Origin of the sequence: Psychromonas antarctica (assembly GCF_022267535.1) — a bacterium.
Classification (GTDB): domain Bacteria; phylum Pseudomonadota; class Gammaproteobacteria; order Enterobacterales; family Psychromonadaceae; genus Psychromonas; species Psychromonas antarctica.
Window position 1 is genome coordinate 1 of record NZ_JAHNZV010000045.1, and the last position, 21,796, is coordinate 21,796.

Consider the following 21,796-nt stretch of genomic DNA (forward strand, 5'->3'; position numbering starts at 1 on the left):
TTAGTTTTGCGTAGTTCAAGGCGAATCATCGCAGCAATAACTGGTTATTGCTAGATGATTTAACGCAGAAATACGCGTAAATAACGGTACTGTATCGTTTAGCTTATCCAGAATTGAGGTTATTTAGGTGTAAGGCAGATGCATAAAGGCAATGCATTTTCTGCCGTAAATCGTTTTTATAATTGAAGAATAAATAACAAAGTCACAAGTATTATCTAGCAATGACGAGCTGTTCTTACTGATTGCCAGTTTAGGCTTAAGTCACAAGATGATTGAGTCGGCTGCTAGAACAGAAAAGGATGCAGAAGGGCAGTTTGCCTACATCAAAGGTCTGTGGAATGCGGTAAGGCTAGATGAAGCCGTTATATTGAAGGTAACTATCGATGAAGAATCCACTTTTCAGCTAGAAACAACGAGTTTTGTTGTGGCAAACGCGGCACCATTTTCTACTATTCTTGCTCAAGGTGGAGGCGAGCCAGATTTAGCGGATAGTCTACTAGACATCACATGGCTACCAAGTGATGCAACTGCTACAGAAAAAATGCTCAATCTAACGGATTTAGCGACAAGTGGTTTGGTAAATTCAGAAACGAATTCTGACATTCAATTTAGGCAAGGGAAATCTGTCATTATTGAAGCTGATTCACCATTAAGCTATGTAATTGATGGTGAAAGCCGCCAAGCTGAAAGGCTCTCAATTAAAGTTAAGCCTAGTTCTCTAAAAGTATTATGTTAACGTGCTGACTATTCAACAGGATAAGAGTGTGGACTAACTAAAAAAGTATTCCCAGAAAGCGGCATTATGACCAAGTTGGCATTTAGGGCTAGTTTGCAAGGTTTTGACGTTTAAACATATTGCTAGCGCTGCATTTTATCCAATCAGACTACAAGCAAGTAACAATATAGCTGTCACAATAAGGTTACTTAAGTCTTTACATGAACTGATGATATTTGCTCAAAGTGATGAGCAAAATGCTTTGTTATCAATCAAACTAAAATGATAGAAGAGCAACAACCCAAGTAACCTCTGGTTAAAGATGATTTACAAGAAATTACCGATACAGTGAGATTGGTTTTCTCGATATTGAGACAAAGACTAATATAACTTACAGGCCATTTTGTTACCTAACATAGACCGCTTTTTATCTCATCGGCTAAATCGTTATTGGGTGCTAACGAGATAGTTTCTCGCGCACAATTCTACCTCAAATGAGCTTCACACAAGTTCAGTTTCAAAACGGCCATAGCTTGGGCTGTTTTAGGTATTAGATGGTACACCTTGTTCTTGCATCCGGGCGAAGTTCTTAATCCGTCTATTGAAGTGGTTTGGGTGTGAATTTTTCAAAATGTCAATTTTTGTAAATTCCTTTATATTTTTCTGTATGTTAGTTTCATTCATACTCCAGTCCTGCGATACTGCATTATGTCACATTTCACGACTTTCAACCGCCATCATAAAACTCGCACAGCAGGAAAAATATGGATAAACCTTTAGAAAAGCAACTGACATCATGGTTGAAAAAACAGAAAAACGCTTGTTCTTTTTATCTTAATTTAACGGTGATATTTGGCTTGTTAACGGGATTTTCTCTGATCGTGCAAGCCTACCTTATCTCTACCATCTTGCATGGCATCATCATTCTTGAGCTTCCAAAATCTCAATTCAGTAATGAGTTTTTATTCTTGCTGGCGTTAATTCCAGTACGTGCCTTACTTGCGTTTGCGCGTGAAAGGAGCTGTTTTGAAGCGGGGAAACGCCTACGGTTACAAATTCGTAGGGCCGTGTTGGATAAGCTGACTGAATTAGGACCTGCTTTTATTAAAGGGAAACCTGCCGGCAGTTGGGCTAGTATCGTGCTGGAACAAGTTGAAGATTTGCATGACTTTTATGCGCGATATTTACCGCAAATGTTGCTCGCAGGTTTTATCCCATTGACGATCTTGGTTGTTGTATTTCCTTTAAATTGGGCCGCTGGGCTGATTCTCTTGTGCACTGCACCACTGATTCCAATATTCATGATTTTTGTTGGTCGGGGCGCGGCAGATGCAAACCGTAAAAGTTTTAGTGCGTTAGCAAAGTTAAGTGGTCATTTTATGGACCGTTTAAAAGGGCTGAATACGTTAAAGCTATTTAATAGAGGTGAAGCTGAAGGTGAAGAGATTGAAACTGCCTCAGAATCATTGCGTAAAAAAACCATGTCTGTATTGCGCATTGCTTTCTTAAGTTCTGCAGTATTAGAGTTCTTCGGCGCAGTTTCTATCGCAGTGTTAGCTATTTATTTTGGTTTCAGCCTCTTAGGTGAGCTTAATTTTGGCGATTATAATGCCGGATTTAGTCTGTTTGCCGCTATGTTTGTGTTGATGCTTGCTCCTGAGTTTTACCAACCATTACGCGACATGGGGGCGCATTACCATGCCAAAGCACAAGCGATTGGTGCCGCTGAAGAGTTGATGAACTTGTTAGAATACAAGGTTGAGATAAGTGCTCAAACAAGGTTATCTACAGAAAAAAACAACACCCCTAAGACCTTGAATTGGGATGCCGGTGTACAAATTATTGCACGCGATTTTACTGTGCATAGCCATTCGGATATTGCCTTAGTGGGACCGTTGAGTTTCCGACTGAATAATGGCCAGCATATGGCGGTTGTCGGCCCGAGTGGGGCGGGTAAAAGTAGTTTATTAAATGGCTTATTAGGTTTTTTACCCTATCAAGGATCGCTAACAATTAATGGCGTTGAGCTAAACGAATTAGCAGTAGCACAATGGCGTGAGCATCTGGCATGGCTTGGCCAAGATCCACAACTTTTTCATGGTAGTGTCCGTGATAATGTGGCGATGGCTAACCCTGATATGGATGATGACACAGTGAGAACATTATTAGCGAAAGCTAAGATTCTTGATTTTGTTGATCAGCAAGTCCTTGGGTTAGATTATCCCATTGGTGAGCAAATGGCCGGTGTTTCAGTGGGGCAAGCGCAGCGTATCGCATTAGCCCGTGCGCTTGGGCAAGATGCACAGCTGTTTTTATTAGATGAACCGACGGCCAGTTTAGACCGGCATAGTGAACAAGCGGTGCTCAGTGCATTGCATGTAGCAATGGCAGCGTCATCCTGTTTGATGGTTACCCATCGCTTAGATCAGTTAGAGCAAATGGATACTGTTTTAGTGTTAGATAAGGGGGCAATCGTACAACAAGGCGATTTTTCTGAGTTAAACAATATGCAGGGGTTATTTAAGCAGATGCAGACAGATGATTTATCCGCTGATGATTTTCAACAAGTGACAGAACAAAATAATGTGGAGTTGAATTCATGAAAGCCTTACTGCCCTTTATTAAACTATTTAAACATCACTGGTTAATGATGTTGTTAGGTTTGTTTTTAAGTATGACCACCTTAATTGCTGGTATCGGTTTATTATCTCTTTCGGGATGGTTTCTATCGGCTTCTGCCGTGGCAGGGCTAACGTTGATTGGCGCGCACGCTTTTAATTATTTAACGCCCGCTGGTGGCGTTCGCTTTTTTTCTATTATGCGTACTGCAAGTCGATATGCCGAACGCTTAGCGACTCATGAAGCGACGTTTAAACTATTAACGAGGCTTCGTGTATGGGCTTGGCGTAAGGTGCTACCGCTTAGTGCACGTAATATGCAAGGATTACGGCAGGGGGATTTACTCAACCGTTTAGTGGCAGATATAGATACCTTAGATCACCTTTATCTGCGCTTGATTACGCCAATGTTAGCGGCGTTATTCATGATTGCAGGTGTGTATCTGTTTGTTGCCTGGATAGATGCAAAATTAGCACTGGTTTTAGCTGCCAGCTTATTAATGATGTGGTTGATCCTGCCTTGGGTGTTCTACTTTCTGGGCAGAAAACCGGGTATCAAACAGCTACAAAGCAAACGATTATTGCGCGTGCAAATATTGGAGTTTATGCAGGGATTAGCTGAAATTTCCTTGTTTGCTGCTAACGACCGCTTTCGTAAAAAATTAACAGAATCTGAAGCAGACCTGATAGATAGTCAGCGTGCAATGGCCAATGTAACGGCCTTTAGCCAAGCCGCGTTGATCTTATGTCATGGCGCGATTGTGGTGCTTGTTCTTTATGTTGCGGCTTCGGGTATTGGCGACCATCAACCACCCGGCCCGATGTTAGCGATGATTGTTTTTATGACGCTGGCTTGTATTGAAATGCTAATGCCTATTGCTGGCGCTTTTCAGCACCTGTCATCTTGTATACATGCCGCCAAGCGTGTTAATGAATTAGTTGAACAAGCGCCAGATATTGTATTTAACAAGCAAAATAAGAAAACCATAAAACAAGGCGCATTGCAGCTCAACGAGATTGTTTTCGCCTATGAAGAAAAGGGGAAGGAAATACTTAAAGGGATTAACTTATCCATTCAAGCGGGCGAAAAAGTAGCCTTACTCGGACAAACTGGTTGTGGTAAATCCAGCCTACTCGCGTTGATTACGCGGGAATGGCAAGCAAACTCGGGGAGTTTATTAGTTGATGGTGTTGAAATTGAGCAATATAGCCAAAAAGCTTTAACGGATGGAATATCGCTAGTAAGCCAACGAATTTATCTTTTTAGCGGTACGTTAAGAAGCAACCTAACCTTAGCGCAGCCTATGATGGCTGACTATTCAACAACTGCAGCGCAGAAAGCCGGTGAAAAAATCAACGATCAGCGGTTAATTGCAATACTTGATAAAGTCGGATTATCTGCATTAACAAAATCAGAAAATCCCTTAGATGCATGGATAGGCGAAGGCGGGCGACAACTATCGGGGGGTGAGCAACGACGCATTGGTGTTGCTCGAGTTTTATTGCGAGATGCCCCGTTACTTTTACTCGATGAACCTACAGAAGGTTTAGATAAACGCACTGAAAGGGAGATTCTTTCTTTATTATTTGAGTTTGCCAAGGATAAAACCGTATTGATGATCAGTCATCGATTAACCGCTATGACCAAAATGGATAAAATTCACTTAATGGAAGATGGCGTATTACGTATTTCGGGTAATCATGATGATTTATTAGCGAAAGATGATTATTACGCTAGCCTACATCAACAGTTACAAAGCTTATAGAATAAATATTTAGGGGGGAATTAATTCAGTTGCTATAAAAGGTGAGATACTCAGATTATGACGTTGATTGTAGCGCAGCTAAACGCACTTATTTACGGCGATTATATTAACCTGAACACATTTATGCTATTGAATAATATTACTTTAAACTATCCCAGTCATTGATTGCTATGTGACTCTTTTGTGTCAATATCAATTTTTTTCTAAGCTGCATTGAATGCAGACATGGTAGACAAATAAAAGACGAATTTTAAAATGAATATCAAAATTGCGACTGATATGTTTCATTTTCATTAAGTTATAGCTTTACCTTTAATTCAATTATTTAAAAAGCCAAAGAGAGATGATCCGTCTTTTACCTTCATTTGCAACTAACGGGAGAATTTTTTGCCTAATTTTATTGCTTTTATTTTATGGTTATTGCCAGCCTCGATAATGGCAGAGCAACTCACCACTGCTAATTCTCATTGGCCGCCTTGGCGAGTCTTAGAAAAAGATGGCAGTCTAACGGGTATTGATATCGATATTCTTAAAGGCTTAAGTCGTCGTTTAGAATTACAGCTGGTCACTAAAGGTTGTGGCTGGAAACGCTGTTTAAAGTATATGCAAGTAGGTGAAGGTGATGTAATGAGCGGCCTATTCAAAACAGCTGAACGTGAAAAATATATGAAATTTATAGAGCCGCCTTATCGTCGTGTACAAAATACATGCTTTTATCAAAAAAAATCCCAATCGGCCGAGATTAATGGCTACCAAGACCTACAAAATATAACCATTGGAGTGGTTAATAAAGTTGCTTATTTTGAACCATTTGATAGTGATGTTAGTATTAAAAAGCATTACGCTATAAAAGATATCACTTTATTTCGTTTACTAAAAGCCCAGAGCATCGACGCGGTTATTATGTCTTGTGTTACGGGAGATGTGCAGCTTAAGCTCTCTGGCCTTAATGATGAGTTTAAGCACGCCAAATATGTGCATCGCCTTGCACATCCGGTTTATCTCGCTGTTTCTAAGCAATCTCCGCTATTAGCTCGGGAGAAAGATGTTTCTCAAGCATTACAAAATATGATTAATGGAGGTGATATTAAACAGATAATGTCAAGCTATGGGATACTAGAGGTAGAGTAAGCGGCGTTTTCAGTACGCACTACCCTCGATGGTGAGCAATAAAATGAGATCCGGTCGAGTTAAATAACTAACTGCAGGCATGCTAATCTTTACGGGATCTGAATTTATAAAAGATACTTCAGAAGCAGTGTTAGATTTTACTGAGCCCTGCGGTTTTTCTCTATTTGAACAACGTTATTGCTTGCCTATGGTAAATTGCTTAAATGTTATCACCGATAAGGGCGCTAATACTCTATACGTTGAAGAAGAGTACGGTATCGAGCAAGAAAAACAGGCTAACTTCATTATATTAGAAGGCGCAAGCGATCTCGAAGTGCTTACAGCAAACAGTTTAGCTGATACTGCATATTGATAATCTTGTGGCTAACGGTCATGTAGTAAAATTGAAAACCAGTTTTTTGGTTAACTAAAAACGCATTAAACCGACTAACAGTCCCTATATTGTCGCGCCAATCCCGAGTAAGGAAATAACCGGAAATGACAAAAGAAAAGTAAGCCGTGTGGATTCTCTATAACTCTCTTTTTTACAAGTGTTTTGTAAGCACATTAACCCCATTCCTAATAAAGCTAGCCCACATGGTAGATTGATTACGCGCTTTTACGGGGTAGGCGGAAGCGTTTATTTTAACCTGAGTTGTTTGCTTTTATTAGATTACTTCAGGCTCAAAGTCGTTAAATCAATGCTTTCAAGTCACTTCGTGTCTATAACAGAAAACGGGGAAATGCATTAAATGGAAATAAAGTTTGAACAGTTAAAGGCTGAGACTGCCACCTTTACGCTTGCTATTGATCATTGGATTATTCAGGAAAAGCAATCTTGGGGGGTATTCAGTACTGAAGGTGATATTGGCTCTTTGCTGGGAGATTTACTTTGCGGGGAATCCTTTATTTATCTGGGAATATTGAGTCCAGCAGTGGGAATATTGCTCTGGTCTCTTTGATCGAACAGCAGCGCTTGTTGGAACGCGAGTTAGCCAATGATGACTCTGATTTTATGGATCACATTGATACTGGTAGTACGGTTTATGCGCTTATTTATGAACAGTGTACAAATCATCGACTTACCCAGCATTTGCTTGCTGAACTTGATCTTCTGGATCTGCAGAAAAGTGGCTTCCGAATGCTATCTACTGGAGAAACAAGACGTTTAATGCTGGCCAGAGCATTAGCAACGCAACCTGAATTTTTGCTGTTGGACGAACCTTATGCGGGGTTAGATGCAGCACATCGAAAATCTTTAGCAAATTATTTGGCGGTATTGTCTGATTCCATTCAGATCATGATTATCGTTTCTCGTGAACAAGATATGCCCGAGTGGATAGATAAAATCGCGCTATTTAGTCAGGGTAAGCTAGACAGTCTGATGGATAAGAGCTCTTGGGATAAGCATCCCGTCATCGCGCAGATAAAAGCACAGTCAAAAGAGCAAAGCGAACAGATGATGGCGTTGATAAGACGTCATCGCCACACTTATTTATTTTCTGATCCTATTTTTGAGATAAAAAACGGTAAAGTGGGCTATGGGGGAAAAGTCATTTTCTCAGGTGTAAACTGGTGCATTAATAAAGGTGAACACTGGCAAGTAAAAGGGCCGAATGGCTGTGGAAAAAGTACCTTGTTAGGTTTGATTTTTGGTGACCACCCACAGTGTTACAGTAATGATATTCAGATTTTCGGTCGACAACGTGGTTCGGGTGAAACTATCTGGGAGATAAAAAAGAATATCGGCATGGTTTCTTCTGCGCTTCATCTGCAGTATCGGGTTAACTGCTCTGCACTAGAGGTTATTTTATCGGGGTTTCATGACTCTATCGGTGTTTATCAAAAGACCACTATTGCGGAGCTGGAGATTGCTAGAGAGTGGCTGGAGATCCTGCATATGAGCCAGTTTGCTAAAACATCTTTCAGGGAATTGGAATATGGCCAACAACGGTTATTACTGATTGCAAGAGCAATCGTAAAGCAGCCGACTTTATTAATACTGGATGAGCCATATCAAGGACTTGATTATCTAGGTAGAAGATTAGTTAAAAGAACCCTTGAGCTTATTGCTAGAGAAAACCTGAGTCAGCTTCTTTATGTTTCTCATTATCAGCAAGATAGTTTGCAGAGTATCAAGAATTACTTGACGTTTATGCCTGATCCGCAAACAGGGGGGTATATACCCGTTACCATTAAAGATGCAAAGTTCAGCAAGTTGTGAGGTGAGTAGATTCTAGGCAGAAAGTTGAAGATCTAACTGGTTCAATCAATACTTTCTAACAATGAAGATGCTTGCCTCACAGCTTGCCCTGCGGGTCGCTAGCTCGAAAAGCAATTCTGCGTTGCAACATTCGATAAGGGCTAGCCATTGTCATCATGTTGCGCCTTGTCTTGCTGTCCGAGCTAACGACTGAACAAAGCAACTTGATTGGTAACGGGTATATAAGCGAAAGCTTACACTCATGATGCCTTAAGATGTGCAATATTACTTGCTGATTGTGCATTTCCATAGTTTGTGTTTTTATATTTATTGAAATTTACTCAAAATAATTTGCTAAAAATAGTGATTTAAATATTGACCTTACCCCTAGGTCAGAGTCTATTATCATACTATCTACGCAACTGCGGTTTAAATATGAAACGAATTATCACTTTAATATTGATGTTTACAATACTGATTACTTTCACTCAGAAAGTCACTGTATTTGCAGCACAATCAAAAAGTGAAATGAGTTCTATGGTTAATTGTGCGATGTCTATCGACTTAAACAAATTTCACATGAACAAAGCGCCTTGCAGTGGCAATGATATGACGCACAACATGGACTGTCAAAATAATTGCGACTTTATGACCGTGGTTTCTGTGCTCTATTTTATTGACTATGCTTATAGTGTATACCAGCCTCAATTACAGCTTGCTTACCAAACTGGTAGTGCTGCTTCCCCTTATTATTTTCCAGAATCTTTATATCGTCCTCCCTTTCTAAGTTAACTGTTTTTTGCTTGTTTTCTAGCAGGCTACTCATTTGATTTTAGTGCGTCGACTCGCCTAGCTATCAGAATACAGATTAATTTATATTGACCGCACTCCTTTTTATCACAGCTTTCTAGGCATCAGAAAGCAATCAAAAGGAGTGCAATTGAAGGAGTGTGATGATGAAAATCAGCCGCTATTTTTTATTAAACAAGGCGCTATTCAGCTTAAGCTTTTTGCTCAGTTTTAACCTTTTTGCTCTGGGCATTAGTCTGTCTGAGGCCGAGCAGATAGCGATTAAATCAGATCCAGCACAGCAGATATATCAATACCAACAAGCATCACTCATTGCACAAGGAAGCGTTGCTGGGACGTTGCCGGATCCGATGATCAAACTGGGGATGGCAAATTTGCCTACGGACAGTTTTGCATTAGATGAGGATCCCATGACCCAACTGACTTTTGGCCTCGCACAGCAATTTAGTCGTGGCTCACAGCTTGCACTCAGCCAAAAAGGTTTTAATCAGCAATCACAACTTGCGGTTTTGCAAGGTTTAGCTCGCCAGTTAACAGTGAAAAAAAACGTGCAGCAGTTATGGTTTAACATTCTTTTTGTGGAAAAATCACTGACCATAATTAAACAAAACAAACAGCTTTTTTCCGGTTTTTACGCTGATTTACAAACCCAGTTTTCATTGGGGTTGGCTGATAATGACGATCTGATTGCCGCTGAAATAGCGTTAGGTAAATTTTCCGAGAAAATAGCGAGTTTAACGCAGCAGTCGCTCACTTACCGTAGTTTGCTAAGTGAGTGGATTGGCCAAAATGCATATCAGCAACTACCCAGTGATATTCCGCAGTGGCCACAAACACTCGCTTATGTGGATGCCTTTGGGGATGGAAATGGTGGCCATTACGCACTACTCAGTGGGCACCCTAAAGCAAAAATGCTGACCCAGAATATTGCCTTGGCAGATAACGGTATCGCGCTCGCAGAACAAGACTACCTACCGAGTTTTAAAGTGGAGGTAGGTTACGGCCACCGCTTAAGTGAGACAGCGATGGGCGAGAGGCGATCAGATTTGTTAAGCGCGTTTATCTCTATGGATATTCCTCTTTTTACGGATAAACGCCAAGATCAAAAGCTTATTGCCGCGCAGCAGATTAAAGGACAAAAACAAGCTGAGCAGCGTTTGTTATTACGTCAGCTTAATAGACAATTAACAACCGAAATCGTCAATTATCGACAACTGAAAATGCGTCAAACTCGCTATCAGGACAGTCTACTCAAACAGGCAAAGCAGCAGGTTAAGTTGTTAGAGGAAAGTTATCAGTCCAATACGCGCCCTTTTAAAGCGGTCATTGCTGCTTACATTCATCAGCAGAGCCTCTCTTTAGAGTATCAACAATTATATTTCGACGGATTGAAAAGCCTCTCTAATATTCGTTATTTTCAGGCTCTTTAATAGGAAAGTATTATGCGTTATTTATTAGTTTTAGTGGTTTTAGTAGTGGGTTTTCTGGTTGGTTTTTTTACCGCTAATCACCAGCAAGTGAGTAGTTATTTTTCAGTAGAAACAACTTTATCAGCGCCTGAGATTTTGTATTGGGTTGCACCCATGGATGCCAACTATCGCCGTGATAAAGCCGGTAAATCGCCCATGGGGATGGAGTTAGTACCTGTCTATGCGCAAGCCGAAAATGTGCAAAATGAAGCGCCTAAAATATTGTACTGGGTCGCGCCAATGGATGCAGAATATCGTCGCGATAAACCAGGTAAATCACCCATGGGCATGGATTTAGTGCCTGTTTATGAAGAAGTCGGTGGCCACTCAGAGGCTGGGCTGGTCACTATTTCAGCCGCTGTTGAAAATAACCTTGGCGTACGTACTGCACAGGTCATTAAAGGTGATTTTAAAATCAATATTGATACTTTGGGTACTGTGCAGGCTAATGAAGATGCGCTTTGGCAAATCAATAGCCGTGTATCGGGTTGGATTGAAAAACTTTATGTGAAATCGATTGCTGCGCAGGTAAAAAAAGGTGATCCGCTATTTGATCTTTATTCGCCGGAGCTTGTTAAAGCACAAGCAGATCTTTTTAATGCGATTAACTTAAATCGGCGCACGCTGGTGGACTCATCAAAAAGCCGTTTACAAGCGTTAGGGGTAAGTGCAGGACAAATTGCAACGATAATAAAAAATAAAAAAGTATTACAAAACATTACTGTTTATGCACCACAAAAAGGCACTATTTCGGAACTTAAATTGAATGAAGGGGCTTTTATTTCACCGTCAACCGTGGTGATTAAGGCGGTTAATTTAGATACGATTTGGGTGGATGTTGAAGTTTTTGCAGCGCAAGTATCCTTAGTTAAGCTCGGTGATCTCGCCTCAATGCGACTTGATTATTTCCCGGGACAGCAATGGGATGGGCAAGTTGATTTTATCTATCCGGAAATGAATGCCATTAATCGCAGCCTAAGAGTGCGTCTGCAGTTTGCGAACCCCACCGGAGAGCTTAAGCCTAATATGTTTGCCAGTGTTGTGCTTACCCCTAAAATGGATCAAGCCAGAGTGCAAATCCCACGTGAAGCGGTAATTTATGGCGGTAATATGAACCGTGTGGTGTTAGCGAAAGGTGATGGTCAGTTTAGATCCGTGATTGTTAAATTAGGATTGGAAAACAACGATTCTGTGGAAGTGCTATCAGGGTTAAGCGCAGGGCAAAATATTGTTACTTCGGCACAGTTTTTATTAGATTCAGAATCGAGTATCAGCGCTGATTTTGAGCGCATGTTGGAGATTGAAAACGACAAACAAGCAGAGTCTCAATCTGACTCCAACTCCAACTCCAACTCCAACAGCAATAATGACGATAACGACCTCGATTGGTTAGATCTTGGCTATCTGCACTCACCTCAAACTCAAAAGGTGCAATTATGATAAGCAGAATAATAAATTGGTCAATCCACAACCGTATTATGGTGCTACTGCTGACACTGGTGATTGTTCTTTATGGTCTGTATGCCATTCAGAAAACGCCGATAGATGCCATTCCGGATCTCAGTGATGTACAGGTAATTGTTAAAACTAGTTATCCGGGACAAGCGCCGCAAGTGGTCGAAGATCAGGTGACTTATCCGCTAACCACTGCAATGTTATCTGTGCCGGGCGCAAAAACAGTGCGTGGTTATTCGTTTTTTGGTGATTCTTATGTGTATATTATTTTTGATGATAATACCGATATCTACTGGGCACGCTCGCGCGTGCTGGAATACCTCTCCCAAGTGGCGCCTAATCTGCCGGAAGCAGCACGCTCTGCATTAGGGCCTGATGCTACTGGTGTAGGCTGGATCTTTAGTTACGCCTTGGTGGATAAAAGCGGCAAGCATGATTTAAGTGAACTGCGCAGTTTGCAAGACTGGTTTTTGAAATTTGAACTGCAAACAGTAGCGGGTGTTTCTGAAGTAGCCACGGTTGGTGGGATGGTTAAGCAGTATCAGGTACGTGTTGATCCAAATAAATTACGAGCCTATAACCTGCCGCTGAGCAAAATAAGTAACGCCATTAAACAGGCGAACCAGGAAAGCGGCGCCAGTGTGATCGAGATGGGTGAAGCGGAATATATGGTACGCACATCAGGTTATATCGCCTCCATTGACGATCTTAAAGCGATTCCACTGCAGGTCAATGCGCAGGGCACACCGCTTTTACTCGGGGATGTGGCTACCATTAATTTAGGTCCACAGATGCGCCGTGGTATTAGTGAGCTTAATGGTGAGGGAGAAGTGGTCAGCGGTGTGATAGTGATGCGTTTTGGTGAAAATGCACAAGGGGTAATTGCCGCGGTTAAAGACAAACTCAATGAATTGCAAAAAGGCTTGCCCGATGGTGTGAAAATTATTCCTACCTATGACAGATCCGAGTTAATTAGCAACGCAGTAGAAAATCTTTACCATAAATTACTTGAAGAGTTTCTGGTGGTGATCGTCGTCTGCGCCGCTTTCCTGTTTCATTTTCGCTCCTCATTAGTGGTCTTATTAAGTCTGCCTGTGGGGATCTTTATCGCCTTTATTATCATGTCCTGGCAGGGCATTAATGCCAATATTATGTCACTTGGGGGAATCGCCATTGCTATCGGTGCGATGGTTGATGGTGCGATTGTGATGATTGAAAACGTCCATAAACATATGGAAAAAACGCCGCTTACGGATGCTAATCGCTGGCAAGTAATCGCCAAGGCGGCCAATGAAGTCGGACCCGCACTGTTTTTTTCACTGCTGATTATTACTTTTAGTTTCTTACCTGTGTTCGCCTTAGAAGGGCAGTCTGGCAAGATGTTTTCACCTTTGGCATTTACTAAAACCTATGCAATGGCGGCTTCTGCTGGATTGGCTATTACTTTGATTCCTGTACTGATGGGCTATTTTATTCGCGGAAAAGTATTACCCGAGCATAAAAACCCGCTAAATCGTTTTTTTGTGGCGTTATATAAACCGGTCTTGACTTTTAGCTTACGCTTTCCAAAGTTAGCCATTAGCTTTGCATTAGCGGTGTTATTAGTGGGATTCTATCCTGTCAGCCAAATCGGTAGCGAGTTTATTCCGCCGCTGGATGAGGGCGACCTGATGTATATGCCGACTACTTATCCGGGTATCTCTATCGGTAAAGCGCGACAGTTACTGCAGCAGACCAATAAACTGATTAAAACAGTGCCCGAAGTGAAAACTGTTTGGGGCAAAATTGGCCGCGCAGAAACCGCCACGGATCCGGCACCGCTGACTATGATCGAAACGACCATTCAATTTAAACCCAAAGAGCAATGGCGAGTCGGCATGACAAAAAAAATGCTGATAGAAGAGCTAGATAGTTTGATCCAGTTTCCGGGTCTTACTAACGCTTGGGTTATGCCCATTAAAACGCGCATCGATATGCTAGCCACGGGTATTAAAACGCCAATTGGTATCAAGATAGCGGGGGCTGATTTAGGTGAAATTGAAAAAATCGGTAAGCAAGTCGAGTCAATCTTAAAAAATGTGAAGGGAACCGCTTCAGTCTATGCCGAACGGGTAACCGGCGGGCGTTATGTCAAAGTAGATATTAACCGTGAAAAAGCCGGACGTTATGGGCTTAATATTGCGCAAATCCAGCAGTTAGTTGCTGTAGCGATTGGTGGTAAAAACATTACTGAAACCATCGAGGGGCTGGAACGCTATCCCGTTAATTTGCGTTATCCCAACGATTATCGCGATTCAGTCAGTGCACTTAAAAGTCTGCCAATCGTTACCCCTGGAAAAATCAATATCAGCTTGGCGGATGTAGCGGATGTGTATATCGAGGCGGGCGCAGCGATGATAAAAACAGAAAACGCACGTCTCAATGGATGGGTATATGTGGATATTGAAAACGTCGATTTGGGCTCATACGTCAAAGATGCACAGCAAATCGTTAATGATAAATTAACCTTGCCAGTCGGATATTCACTGATCTGGTCTGGGCAATATGAATATATGCAGAAAGCCAATGCGCGTTTAGCTAAAGTGATTCCTTTTACCTTTGCCATTATTATTATCCTGCTGTATCTGGCTTTTCGTCGAGTCGGAGAAGTGTTATTGATTTTAGCTACGCTACCTTTTGCCTTAATGGGCGGAATCTGGCTGATGTATTTACTTGGATTTAACTTTTCGATTGCTGTTGGTGTGGGGTTTATTGCCCTTGCTGGGGTATCAATAGAGATTGGTGTAATCATGCTGCTTTATTTAAATCAAGCATTATCAGCTAAAAAAGCGCAGCGTCTTGCTCGTTTTAATATCGACGATTTAAAAGAAGCTGTCATGGAAGGCGCGGGATTGCGTGTTCGCCCGGTGATGATGACCGTGGCGACCGTGGTGATGGGATTAGTGCCTATTATGTACGGTGATGGTACTGGTTCAGAGGTGATGCAGCGTATTGCCACACCGATGATTGGCGGGATGGTCAGTGCCATTATTCTGACCCTGCTTATTCTACCGGCGGTCTATTTTCAATGGAAAAAAATCACTCTGCGTAAGCAGCTTAATTTCGATTAGGTCGTATATTAGGCACGCTTTCTTAAGGTTAATAGCGTGCTATTTAATATACAAACGGACACAAATAACAATTTAATTAAACATAAAAGGAAAATAAAATGAAGATTAAAAAAAGTAAAATAGCGCTGTTATTAGGTAGTTTATTGCTGTTATCAATGCCACTTTCAAGTGCATATGCTCATGAAGATCACTGTGAAATTGAAGATACGCAATTGGGCAACATGATGAAATCCATGAAAAGTGAACTACGTGGTTATGTCAAAAGTTTCAAAGCTGATGATCCACAAAAGATGCAGCAGCATATTAATGAACTATTAACGTTAAATGTTATGGCCGCTAAGCAAACGCCCGTGAAAATTAAACATATGGATAGTGATGGTGAGATGGATCATTCAAAAATCAGTATGGATGATATGGACCATTCTGAAATGGGCATGGGGAATATGTCCGATATGGATCATTCAAAAATGAATCAAGGCGCGATGAAGATGGATAGCGGCAGCCATGATATGTCAGCAATGCCAAGCATGAAAGGGATGAGCGCAGAACAGCATCATCAGCATATGCAATATATGCAGGCGATGACCGGACTTAATGATCTCTTTAAGCAATTAGCTGCCACGCAAAATAAAACGGATATCAAAACGATTTTGAACAAAATCAAAGAGCACATTAGAAAAAGTCACCGCCAATTTCGCCAAGATTGTGATTAAGCGAACAATGTATCAATTTAACTTTTATTATTGATATTAACTAATACCATTAAGGGATGTTTATTATGAAACTAACGAAAAAAACATTAGTATTTTCGCTAACCATGGCAAGCTTTTCTGTGTTTGCACAACCCTCCATTGAATTATATAAATCGCCGACTTGCGGATGTTGTACTAAATGGGCCGCCGTCATGGAAGATAAAGGCTATACAGTGAATATACATCATCAAAATGATTGGTCAGAAATCAAAAAAGAGTTTGCCATGCCACAGCAATTGCAGTCTTGCCACAGCGCAGTGATCGATGGTTATCTGATTGAAGGGCATGTTCCTGAATCAGATATGGCTCGTTTACTTAAAGAGCGCCCTGACAATATATCTGCTATTGCTGTACCCGGTATGCCAAAACATTCACCGGGCATGGCAAAACCAGGAGATGCATACAGGCACTTCAAAGTGATCTCTGTTTCTGAAGAGGGCTTGGCTTTATACAATGAATATTAACAAGCAAAAATATGCGCTTGGCTGTTCAGCTTATATTATTAGTATCGTATTGTTTATGATGGAGACTGGCCGTAACAACGCTCTCATAAAGCATCGCTGAAATAGCGAAGGCTTAAGTCTCCAAGTTGTTCAATAAAATTGAGGGGCCGTCACCGTTGGGGGGAGCCAGTTATAATTACAATTTAAAACGTTGTCATTCAGGGATGATTTTTTTAAACTGGAATCAATTCGTAGCATGATTTTTATGCTTAAAGTGGTCGATCCTCAGTAGAAAGAGGTAAGAGCATTGTCGCTGCTTTTTGATAGGCAAGTATTGATAATGCCAGATCGCCTAGTGCATGGCCTCTAAATATAAAGGCATTTCGGTCACTATCATGATTTCGCCCGACATACTTTCCTAAAACTAACTGCGATAAATCCCCCGTAATCAACTCAGGTGCAAGCAGTTTATTTGGCAACAACGCCTCTTGCTCCATATCGTCGATGGTTATCTGATCAAATGCCGAAAAAGTTGATTTCTTCCAAGGTGCTGCGAGATCGACAATGGCCGAAAAAGAGCCAGCTTTAAGCCAATTGGCATCAAGGAAAGGAGGTAAATGAGCGCAATAGGTGACGGAAGTAATAATAATATCTGCCCCTGTAACGGCGTCTTCAGCACAACTGCAAACAACAGCAGAGATTGATTGAGCGCGTACCTCTGCCGAAAGACTATCAATATTAGATTGTCCACGGCCGTACAGTCGTGCTTCCTTGAGCGGGAAAATTTCTAAAAATGCATGCAAATGGCTCTTGGCCTGAACCCCACAGCCGATAAAAGCGATAACTGAAGATTCTTTTCTTGCCATATGTTTGGCTGCCGTAGCGCTTAAGGCCGCAGTACGTACAGCGGTGATCCAATTCCCATCAAGAATAGCAACCGGTAAGCCATTACTGCTATCGAGCATAGTGACGAGACCATTTATCTGAGGTAGCCCGCAGTCGCGATTATGCGGATTAAGCACTACCGTTTTGACTACCAGCAGCGAAGGGGTGTCACTAGCTGCTAATGCTGCCATCATATATCGCCCATCATCTGGCAGAATAACCGACTTAGGCGCACTCCAAGCCGTTTTCTTTTCAACCTTTAAAATCAATGATTCAATCATATCAACGCATTCAGTCGTGCTAAGACCTAAACTCGAAAGTTGTTGTTCAGAAAAGTATGGAATCGTATTGTTGTTGATCATATAGAACCTTCTCAATGGGTATAGTGCTGCGTTAAAGCCTGCGTTCGATATAGATTATGGAAATATTAGGCATGCTGTAATGGGTAAATTAGCATGCACTCAAAGGCTGTCAATAACGTCAGGCCTGTTACGCATGGGCCAGCTTTAAACCGATTATAGCGATGCAAAGAAAGGCTAGGCTGGTTACCTTTAAAATATTCACAGACTCGTCAAAGAGCACTATTCCTAGTATGGTCGTACCAACAACACCGATACCAACCCATACCGCATAAGCAGTTCCAATAGGGATAGCTTTAATGGCCAGACCTAATAATACAAAGCTTGCGATCAGTGAAAATACGGTCCCTATGGTTGGCCATAAACGTGTAAAACCCTCGCTATATTTGAGACCAATAGCCCAGCAGATCTCAAGTGATCCCGCAAGAACTAGCATAAACCAGCTCATAAACACCTCTCATATCACGGGGTCGTCCCCAATATTTCTTGAGAGGTGAAGTCGTCTTCACGTCGTTGTTATACTAATCTATCATACGTAGGATCATTCGTTGTTAATAGGGGAAGCGGTGAAATTTAATAATTTAAGCGCAACTCAGGGTACTGTATCCGGAATTATCATTAAGGCCATGAAGTTACAATGCTCATGTCATACAACGTTGATAGTTATATTTGGTTTGCTGTAGAAAGACACATCAGACTGGCGTGCCGCAACATTATTAGGATGAAATTTCAGATGACACCCGCAATTGATCTTTTAGAAAAACAAAAAATAGTATTCCAAGTTCACCAATATGCACATGATAAAGGTTGTGATGATTATGGTATGGAGGCCGTCAGTAAAATGGGGGCCAACCCGAAACAAGTATTTAAAACATTAGTGGTTAATGTGGATGACTCTCAGTTAGTGGTGGCTATTTTACCTGTATCTAAGAAATTGAGTATGAAACAAGTGGCAAAAGTATTTTCAGGCAAAAAAGTCAAGATGGCAGATCCGAGTGATGTGCAGCGTTCTACGGGATATATATTAGGTGGTGTTAGTCCATTGGGACAGAAAAAAAGATTAAAAGCAGTGCTTGACAGCAGCGCGTTAAATTTTGCGACTGTCTATGTCAGTGCTGGAAGGCGAGGTCTAGAAATTGAACTAAAAGCAGAGGATTTAATTGCGCAATTGAATGCTTATTGCACTGAGATCTGCGGCTGATTAACATACCCATTATAGAGTTCAAACTATTTCAAATTATGCTCATATTTATCGTGAAAATATCAAACTTTATGTTAGCATCGGCACAAATTTACAGACCTAGATAAAATTGGAATTAGTGATGGAAGCGTTTTTTACGTTGTATTTAAAAATATTTTTTATGATGACCCCTTTTTTCGTGTTATCACTCTTTTTGACGCAGAGTAAAAACCTCACTAAAGCGCACAAAAAGAGCGTAATTATTAAGATGGCGATTGCTGTTACCGTCTCCAGTTTGGTCTTTTTGCTGTTTGGAAAATATATTTTTAGCTTGTTTGGCATCACCCTCGATGCATTTAAAATTGGAGCCGGAACTGTGCTCTTTTTGAGTGCATTAGATATGATACGTTCCGATGGTGAAACGCCGATAACCGATCCAACACAAAATACAGATGTGACTATTAAAGATTTTGCTGTCGTACCGCTGGCAATCCCGAGCGCTGTTGGTCCCGGTATGATTGGTATTTTAATGGTTATTGGTGCAGAAATGTCTGGGCCGCTAAATATTCTCTTAGTTGTACTGTCGTTACTCACTGCCGTTATATCATTAGTCGGGGTTTTATTTTTAGCCAATCGCATACAGCTTTTGCTTGGTAGACAAGGCTTAGAGATTTTACCAAAAATAACCGGACTATTTGTTTCGGCAATTGGCGCGCAAATTGTTTTCTCAGGAATACAAGGATTTTTACTTTAAAGAAAGTCGCGCTAACAGGCGAAGGCTATTAGCGCTTAACTATTTATTCCTGTTCAGACCAAACAGCGTACTCATTACCATTTGGATCTGAAAAATGAAAACGTACGCCGCCAGGGAAAGAAAACGTTGGCTTGATGATTAGTCCCCCTGCTTGTTTTATTTTTTGTGCCGTTTGGGAAATGTTATTGCTATAAATAACGGCCAAGGCACTGCCATTTTTAGCCGTTGAACTTAAGTTAGCCAAGTAAAATCCTCCGTTTATTCCTGCACCTAAAAACACCGAATATTCAGATCCGTAGTCCTTAAATTGCCAGTCAAAAACACTACAAAAGAAAGATTTTGTTTTTATCAGATTTTTACTTGGAAATTCTAAATAGTTTATTTTTTCATGGGCGGACATAATTGCTCCTAAAATAATTGTTGAGTTGTGTGTCGTTTTCAAACTAACACTATAATAGTAAATGTATTAATTGACTGCCTGTTCGGATACTTTATTTATCATTACTTATGTAAATGTGATTGCGGTAGTTAATCCACAACTGGTTTGATATTAATGAGAATTATCAAAACGGAGGTGTAAAAGAAGTATTAATTTTAAAAACTGTGCTGAACACTCAATATTTGCAGGCGTGTAAAACTCGACTAAAGACAACGCAGGGGCTATAATAGCGCGTCTTAAATTTCATCAATTAAATTAATTTAATGCGCTCATATAACAAAGTAAATAGGGCTACAATGAAAAACATTCATTTTAGCCCTTGTAATTTCTTTGTTGATCCCTATTTAATAGAGCAATGAGAGAACTTAAATTATTAACGTAAAAGGTAAAGGAAATAAAATGCAAGTATCTGTTGAATCAACACAAGGTCTAGAGCGCACACTCACAATTACTGTTGCCGCTGACGTATTTGAAAAAGAGTATGATGGTCGTATCCGTCATTTATCTAAAACACAACGTGTTGACGGCTTCCGCCCTGGTAAAGTACCTGCATCTGTTATTGCTAAACGTTTTGGCGATGCTATCGAGCATGAAGTTGCTGGTGAAGTAATGCAGCGCAACTTTTTTGAAGCCGTAATGGCTGAAAAACTAAGCCCCGCTGGAGCACCAACGGTCGCGCCAAAAGTACGTGCAAAGGGCGAAGATTTTGTGTTTACAGCTAAGTTTGAAGTTTACCCTGAAGTGACATTAAACGCGCTTGAAGAATTAGTTGTTGAAAAAGAGTCTGCACAAGTCACTGACGTAGATTTAGATAAAATGATTGAAACGCTGCGTAAACAACATGCTACTTGGAGCAGTGTTGAACGTGAAGCTGCAAATGATGATCAAGTGACACTTGATTTTGAAGGTTCAATCGATGGTGAGGTCTTTGAAGGCGGTAATGCCGAAGCATTCCAAATCGTACTCGGTAGTAACCGTATGATCCCTGGCTTTGAAACGGGTATCCTAGGCAAAAAAGCAGGAGAGGAATTTACTATTGACGTAAATTTCCCAGAAGAATACCATGCAGAAAACCTTAAAGGTAAAGCTGCACAGTTCGCGATTAAATTGAATGTCGTTGAAGAGCAAGTTCTACCTGAAATCACACCTGAATTTATTAAAAAGTTTGGTGTTGAAAGTGGTGAACTAGAAACTTTAAAAACTGATGTTAAACAAAACATGTTGCGTGAACTTCAGCAAGTGCTTAAAAACAGTGCTAAAGATAAAGTATTAACGGCTTTAGTCGAAAATAATGTAATTGAAATACCAAAAGCGCTAGTTGAAAGTGAGGTTACTATTTTACGCAAGCAGGCCATGGAGCGTTACGCTAAACAAATGGATGCTCAAAACTTACCTGAATTACCTGCTGAGTTATTCACTGAACAAGCTGAAAAACGTGTTAAAGTTGGTCTATTACTCGGTGAAGTTATCAAAGTGAATGAGTTAAAGGTAGATCAAGATAAAGTAACAGCCTTAATCGAATCAGCAGCATCGGCATACGAAAATCCGTTAGAAGTGATCGAATACTACAAAAGTAACAAAGAAATGCTGCAAAATATGGAAAATGTTGCATTAGAAGAACAAGCTATTGATTTTATTATTGAAAAAGCTAAAGTAACTGAAGTGAACAAATCGTTTGATGAAGTTATGAATAAAACAGTTGCTTAATAGATTAAAACCTATTAAAAC

General features: G+C 40.8%; 20 protein-coding genes. 16 read left to right on the forward strand and 4 right to left on the reverse strand.

The genetic code is table 11. The annotated features are described in order from the left end of the window. Nucleotides 1-268 precede the first annotated feature (268 nt). From KSO91_RS10535 to KSO91_RS10555, 5 genes are all read left to right on the forward strand, one after another. On the forward strand, nucleotides 269-736 hold the full coding sequence (locus KSO91_RS10535; protein ID WP_238742965.1) for a hypothetical protein: 468 nt from the start codon (nucleotides 269-271) through the stop codon (nucleotides 734-736). A gap of 743 nt (nucleotides 737-1,479) precedes the next feature. Next, nucleotides 1,480-3,318, forward strand: coding sequence for a heme ABC transporter permease/ATP-binding protein CydD (gene cydD / locus KSO91_RS10540; RefSeq protein ID WP_238742966.1), 1,839 nt, complete (start codon nucleotides 1,480-1,482; stop codon nucleotides 3,316-3,318). Then, nucleotides 3,315-5,099: a heme ABC transporter ATP-binding protein/permease CydC gene (cydC, locus tag KSO91_RS10545; RefSeq protein WP_238742967.1), complete on the forward strand. Its 1,785-nt coding sequence runs from the start codon at nucleotides 3,315-3,317 to the stop codon at nucleotides 5,097-5,099. The genes cydD and cydC overlap by 4 nt, the downstream gene beginning before the upstream one ends. A 387-nt stretch (nucleotides 5,100-5,486) precedes the next feature. Beyond that, a complete protein-coding gene (locus KSO91_RS10550; protein WP_238742968.1) occupies nucleotides 5,487-6,230 on the forward strand; it encodes a substrate-binding periplasmic protein in 744 nt (247 codons plus the stop codon). A gap of 79 nt (nucleotides 6,231-6,309) precedes the next feature. After that, nucleotides 6,310-6,582 carry a hypothetical protein gene (locus tag KSO91_RS10555; protein WP_238742969.1) on the forward strand — a complete coding sequence of 91 codons (273 nt, stop codon included), beginning with the start codon at nucleotides 6,310-6,312 and terminating at the stop codon, nucleotides 6,580-6,582. An 84-nt stretch (nucleotides 6,583-6,666) separates the two neighbouring features. Here the strand turns inward: KSO91_RS10555 and KSO91_RS18050 are convergent, their stop codons facing one another. Beyond that, complete coding sequence (locus tag KSO91_RS18050) at nucleotides 6,667-6,819, reverse strand: benzoate/H(+) symporter BenE family transporter (protein WP_476705452.1); 153 nt, start codon at nucleotides 6,817-6,819, stop codon at nucleotides 6,667-6,669. A gap of 142 nt (nucleotides 6,820-6,961) precedes the next feature. Between KSO91_RS18050 and KSO91_RS10560 the strand changes: the two genes are divergently transcribed. The 8 genes from KSO91_RS10560 to KSO91_RS10595 all read left to right on the forward strand — a co-directional run bounded on the left by KSO91_RS10560 (nucleotide 6,962) and on the right by KSO91_RS10595 (nucleotide 16,472). Next, nucleotides 6,962-7,171, forward strand: a complete 210-nt coding sequence (locus KSO91_RS10560; RefSeq protein ID WP_238742970.1) for a hypothetical protein — start codon at nucleotides 6,962-6,964, stop codon at nucleotides 7,169-7,171. Between the two features lie 17 nt (nucleotides 7,172-7,188). Further along, nucleotides 7,189-8,433, forward strand: coding sequence for an ATP-binding cassette domain-containing protein (locus KSO91_RS10565; RefSeq protein ID WP_238742971.1), 1,245 nt, complete (start codon nucleotides 7,189-7,191; stop codon nucleotides 8,431-8,433). Between the two features lie 414 nt (nucleotides 8,434-8,847). Beyond that, nucleotides 8,848-9,204, forward strand: coding sequence for a hypothetical protein (locus KSO91_RS10570; RefSeq protein WP_238742972.1), 357 nt, complete (start codon nucleotides 8,848-8,850; stop codon nucleotides 9,202-9,204). 161 nt (nucleotides 9,205-9,365) lie between these two features. Beyond that, nucleotides 9,366-10,652: a TolC family protein gene (locus KSO91_RS10575; protein ID WP_238742973.1), complete on the forward strand. Its 1,287-nt coding sequence runs from the start codon at nucleotides 9,366-9,368 to the stop codon at nucleotides 10,650-10,652. A gap of 12 nt (nucleotides 10,653-10,664) precedes the next feature. Then, complete coding sequence (locus KSO91_RS10580) at nucleotides 10,665-12,131, forward strand: efflux RND transporter periplasmic adaptor subunit (protein WP_238742974.1); 1,467 nt, start codon at nucleotides 10,665-10,667, stop codon at nucleotides 12,129-12,131. Further along, nucleotides 12,128-15,256: an efflux RND transporter permease subunit gene (locus KSO91_RS10585; protein WP_238742975.1), complete on the forward strand. Its 3,129-nt coding sequence runs from the start codon at nucleotides 12,128-12,130 to the stop codon at nucleotides 15,254-15,256. The genes KSO91_RS10580 and KSO91_RS10585 overlap by 4 nt, the downstream gene beginning before the upstream one ends. Before the next feature lie 98 nt (nucleotides 15,257-15,354). Next, nucleotides 15,355-15,969 (forward strand): copper resistance protein CopA, encoded by a 615-nt coding sequence (locus KSO91_RS10590; protein ID WP_238742976.1) that lies wholly within the window; start codon nucleotides 15,355-15,357, stop codon nucleotides 15,967-15,969. Between the two features lie 65 nt (nucleotides 15,970-16,034). Next, nucleotides 16,035-16,472, forward strand: a complete 438-nt coding sequence (locus KSO91_RS10595; RefSeq protein ID WP_238742977.1) for a DUF411 domain-containing protein — start codon at nucleotides 16,035-16,037, stop codon at nucleotides 16,470-16,472. A 248-nt stretch (nucleotides 16,473-16,720) separates the two neighbouring features. Here KSO91_RS10595 and KSO91_RS10600 read toward each other — a convergent pair whose 3' ends face one another. Then, a complete protein-coding gene (locus tag KSO91_RS10600) occupies nucleotides 16,721-17,698 on the reverse strand; it encodes an ornithine cyclodeaminase family protein (protein ID WP_238742978.1) in 978 nt (325 codons plus the stop codon). 127 nt (nucleotides 17,699-17,825) lie between these two features. Continuing rightward, nucleotides 17,826-18,143: a quaternary ammonium compound efflux SMR transporter SugE gene (gene sugE / locus KSO91_RS10605; RefSeq protein WP_238742979.1), complete on the reverse strand. Its 318-nt coding sequence runs from the start codon at nucleotides 18,141-18,143 to the stop codon at nucleotides 17,826-17,828. A 285-nt stretch (nucleotides 18,144-18,428) separates the two neighbouring features. Between sugE and ybaK the strand changes: the two genes are divergently transcribed. Both ybaK and KSO91_RS10615 read left to right on the forward strand, forming a co-directional pair. After that, nucleotides 18,429-18,896 (forward strand): Cys-tRNA(Pro) deacylase, encoded by a 468-nt coding sequence (gene ybaK, locus KSO91_RS10610; protein WP_238742980.1) that lies wholly within the window; start codon nucleotides 18,429-18,431, stop codon nucleotides 18,894-18,896. A gap of 121 nt (nucleotides 18,897-19,017) precedes the next feature. Beyond that, entirely contained in the window at nucleotides 19,018-19,629 is a 612-nt protein-coding gene (locus tag KSO91_RS10615; protein ID WP_238742981.1) for a MarC family protein, read from the forward strand. 43 nt (nucleotides 19,630-19,672) lie between these two features. On the opposite strand, the gene KSO91_RS10620 is transcribed toward KSO91_RS10615, so the two are convergent. After that, nucleotides 19,673-20,029 (reverse strand): VOC family protein, encoded by a 357-nt coding sequence (locus KSO91_RS10620; protein ID WP_238742982.1) that lies wholly within the window; start codon nucleotides 20,027-20,029, stop codon nucleotides 19,673-19,675. A 438-nt stretch (nucleotides 20,030-20,467) separates the two neighbouring features. On the opposite strand from KSO91_RS10620, the gene tig reads away from it, so the two are divergent. Continuing rightward, nucleotides 20,468-21,775 (forward strand): trigger factor, encoded by a 1,308-nt coding sequence (gene tig / locus KSO91_RS10625; RefSeq protein WP_238742983.1) that lies wholly within the window; start codon nucleotides 20,468-20,470, stop codon nucleotides 21,773-21,775. Nucleotides 21,776-21,796: the final 21 nt, after the last annotated feature.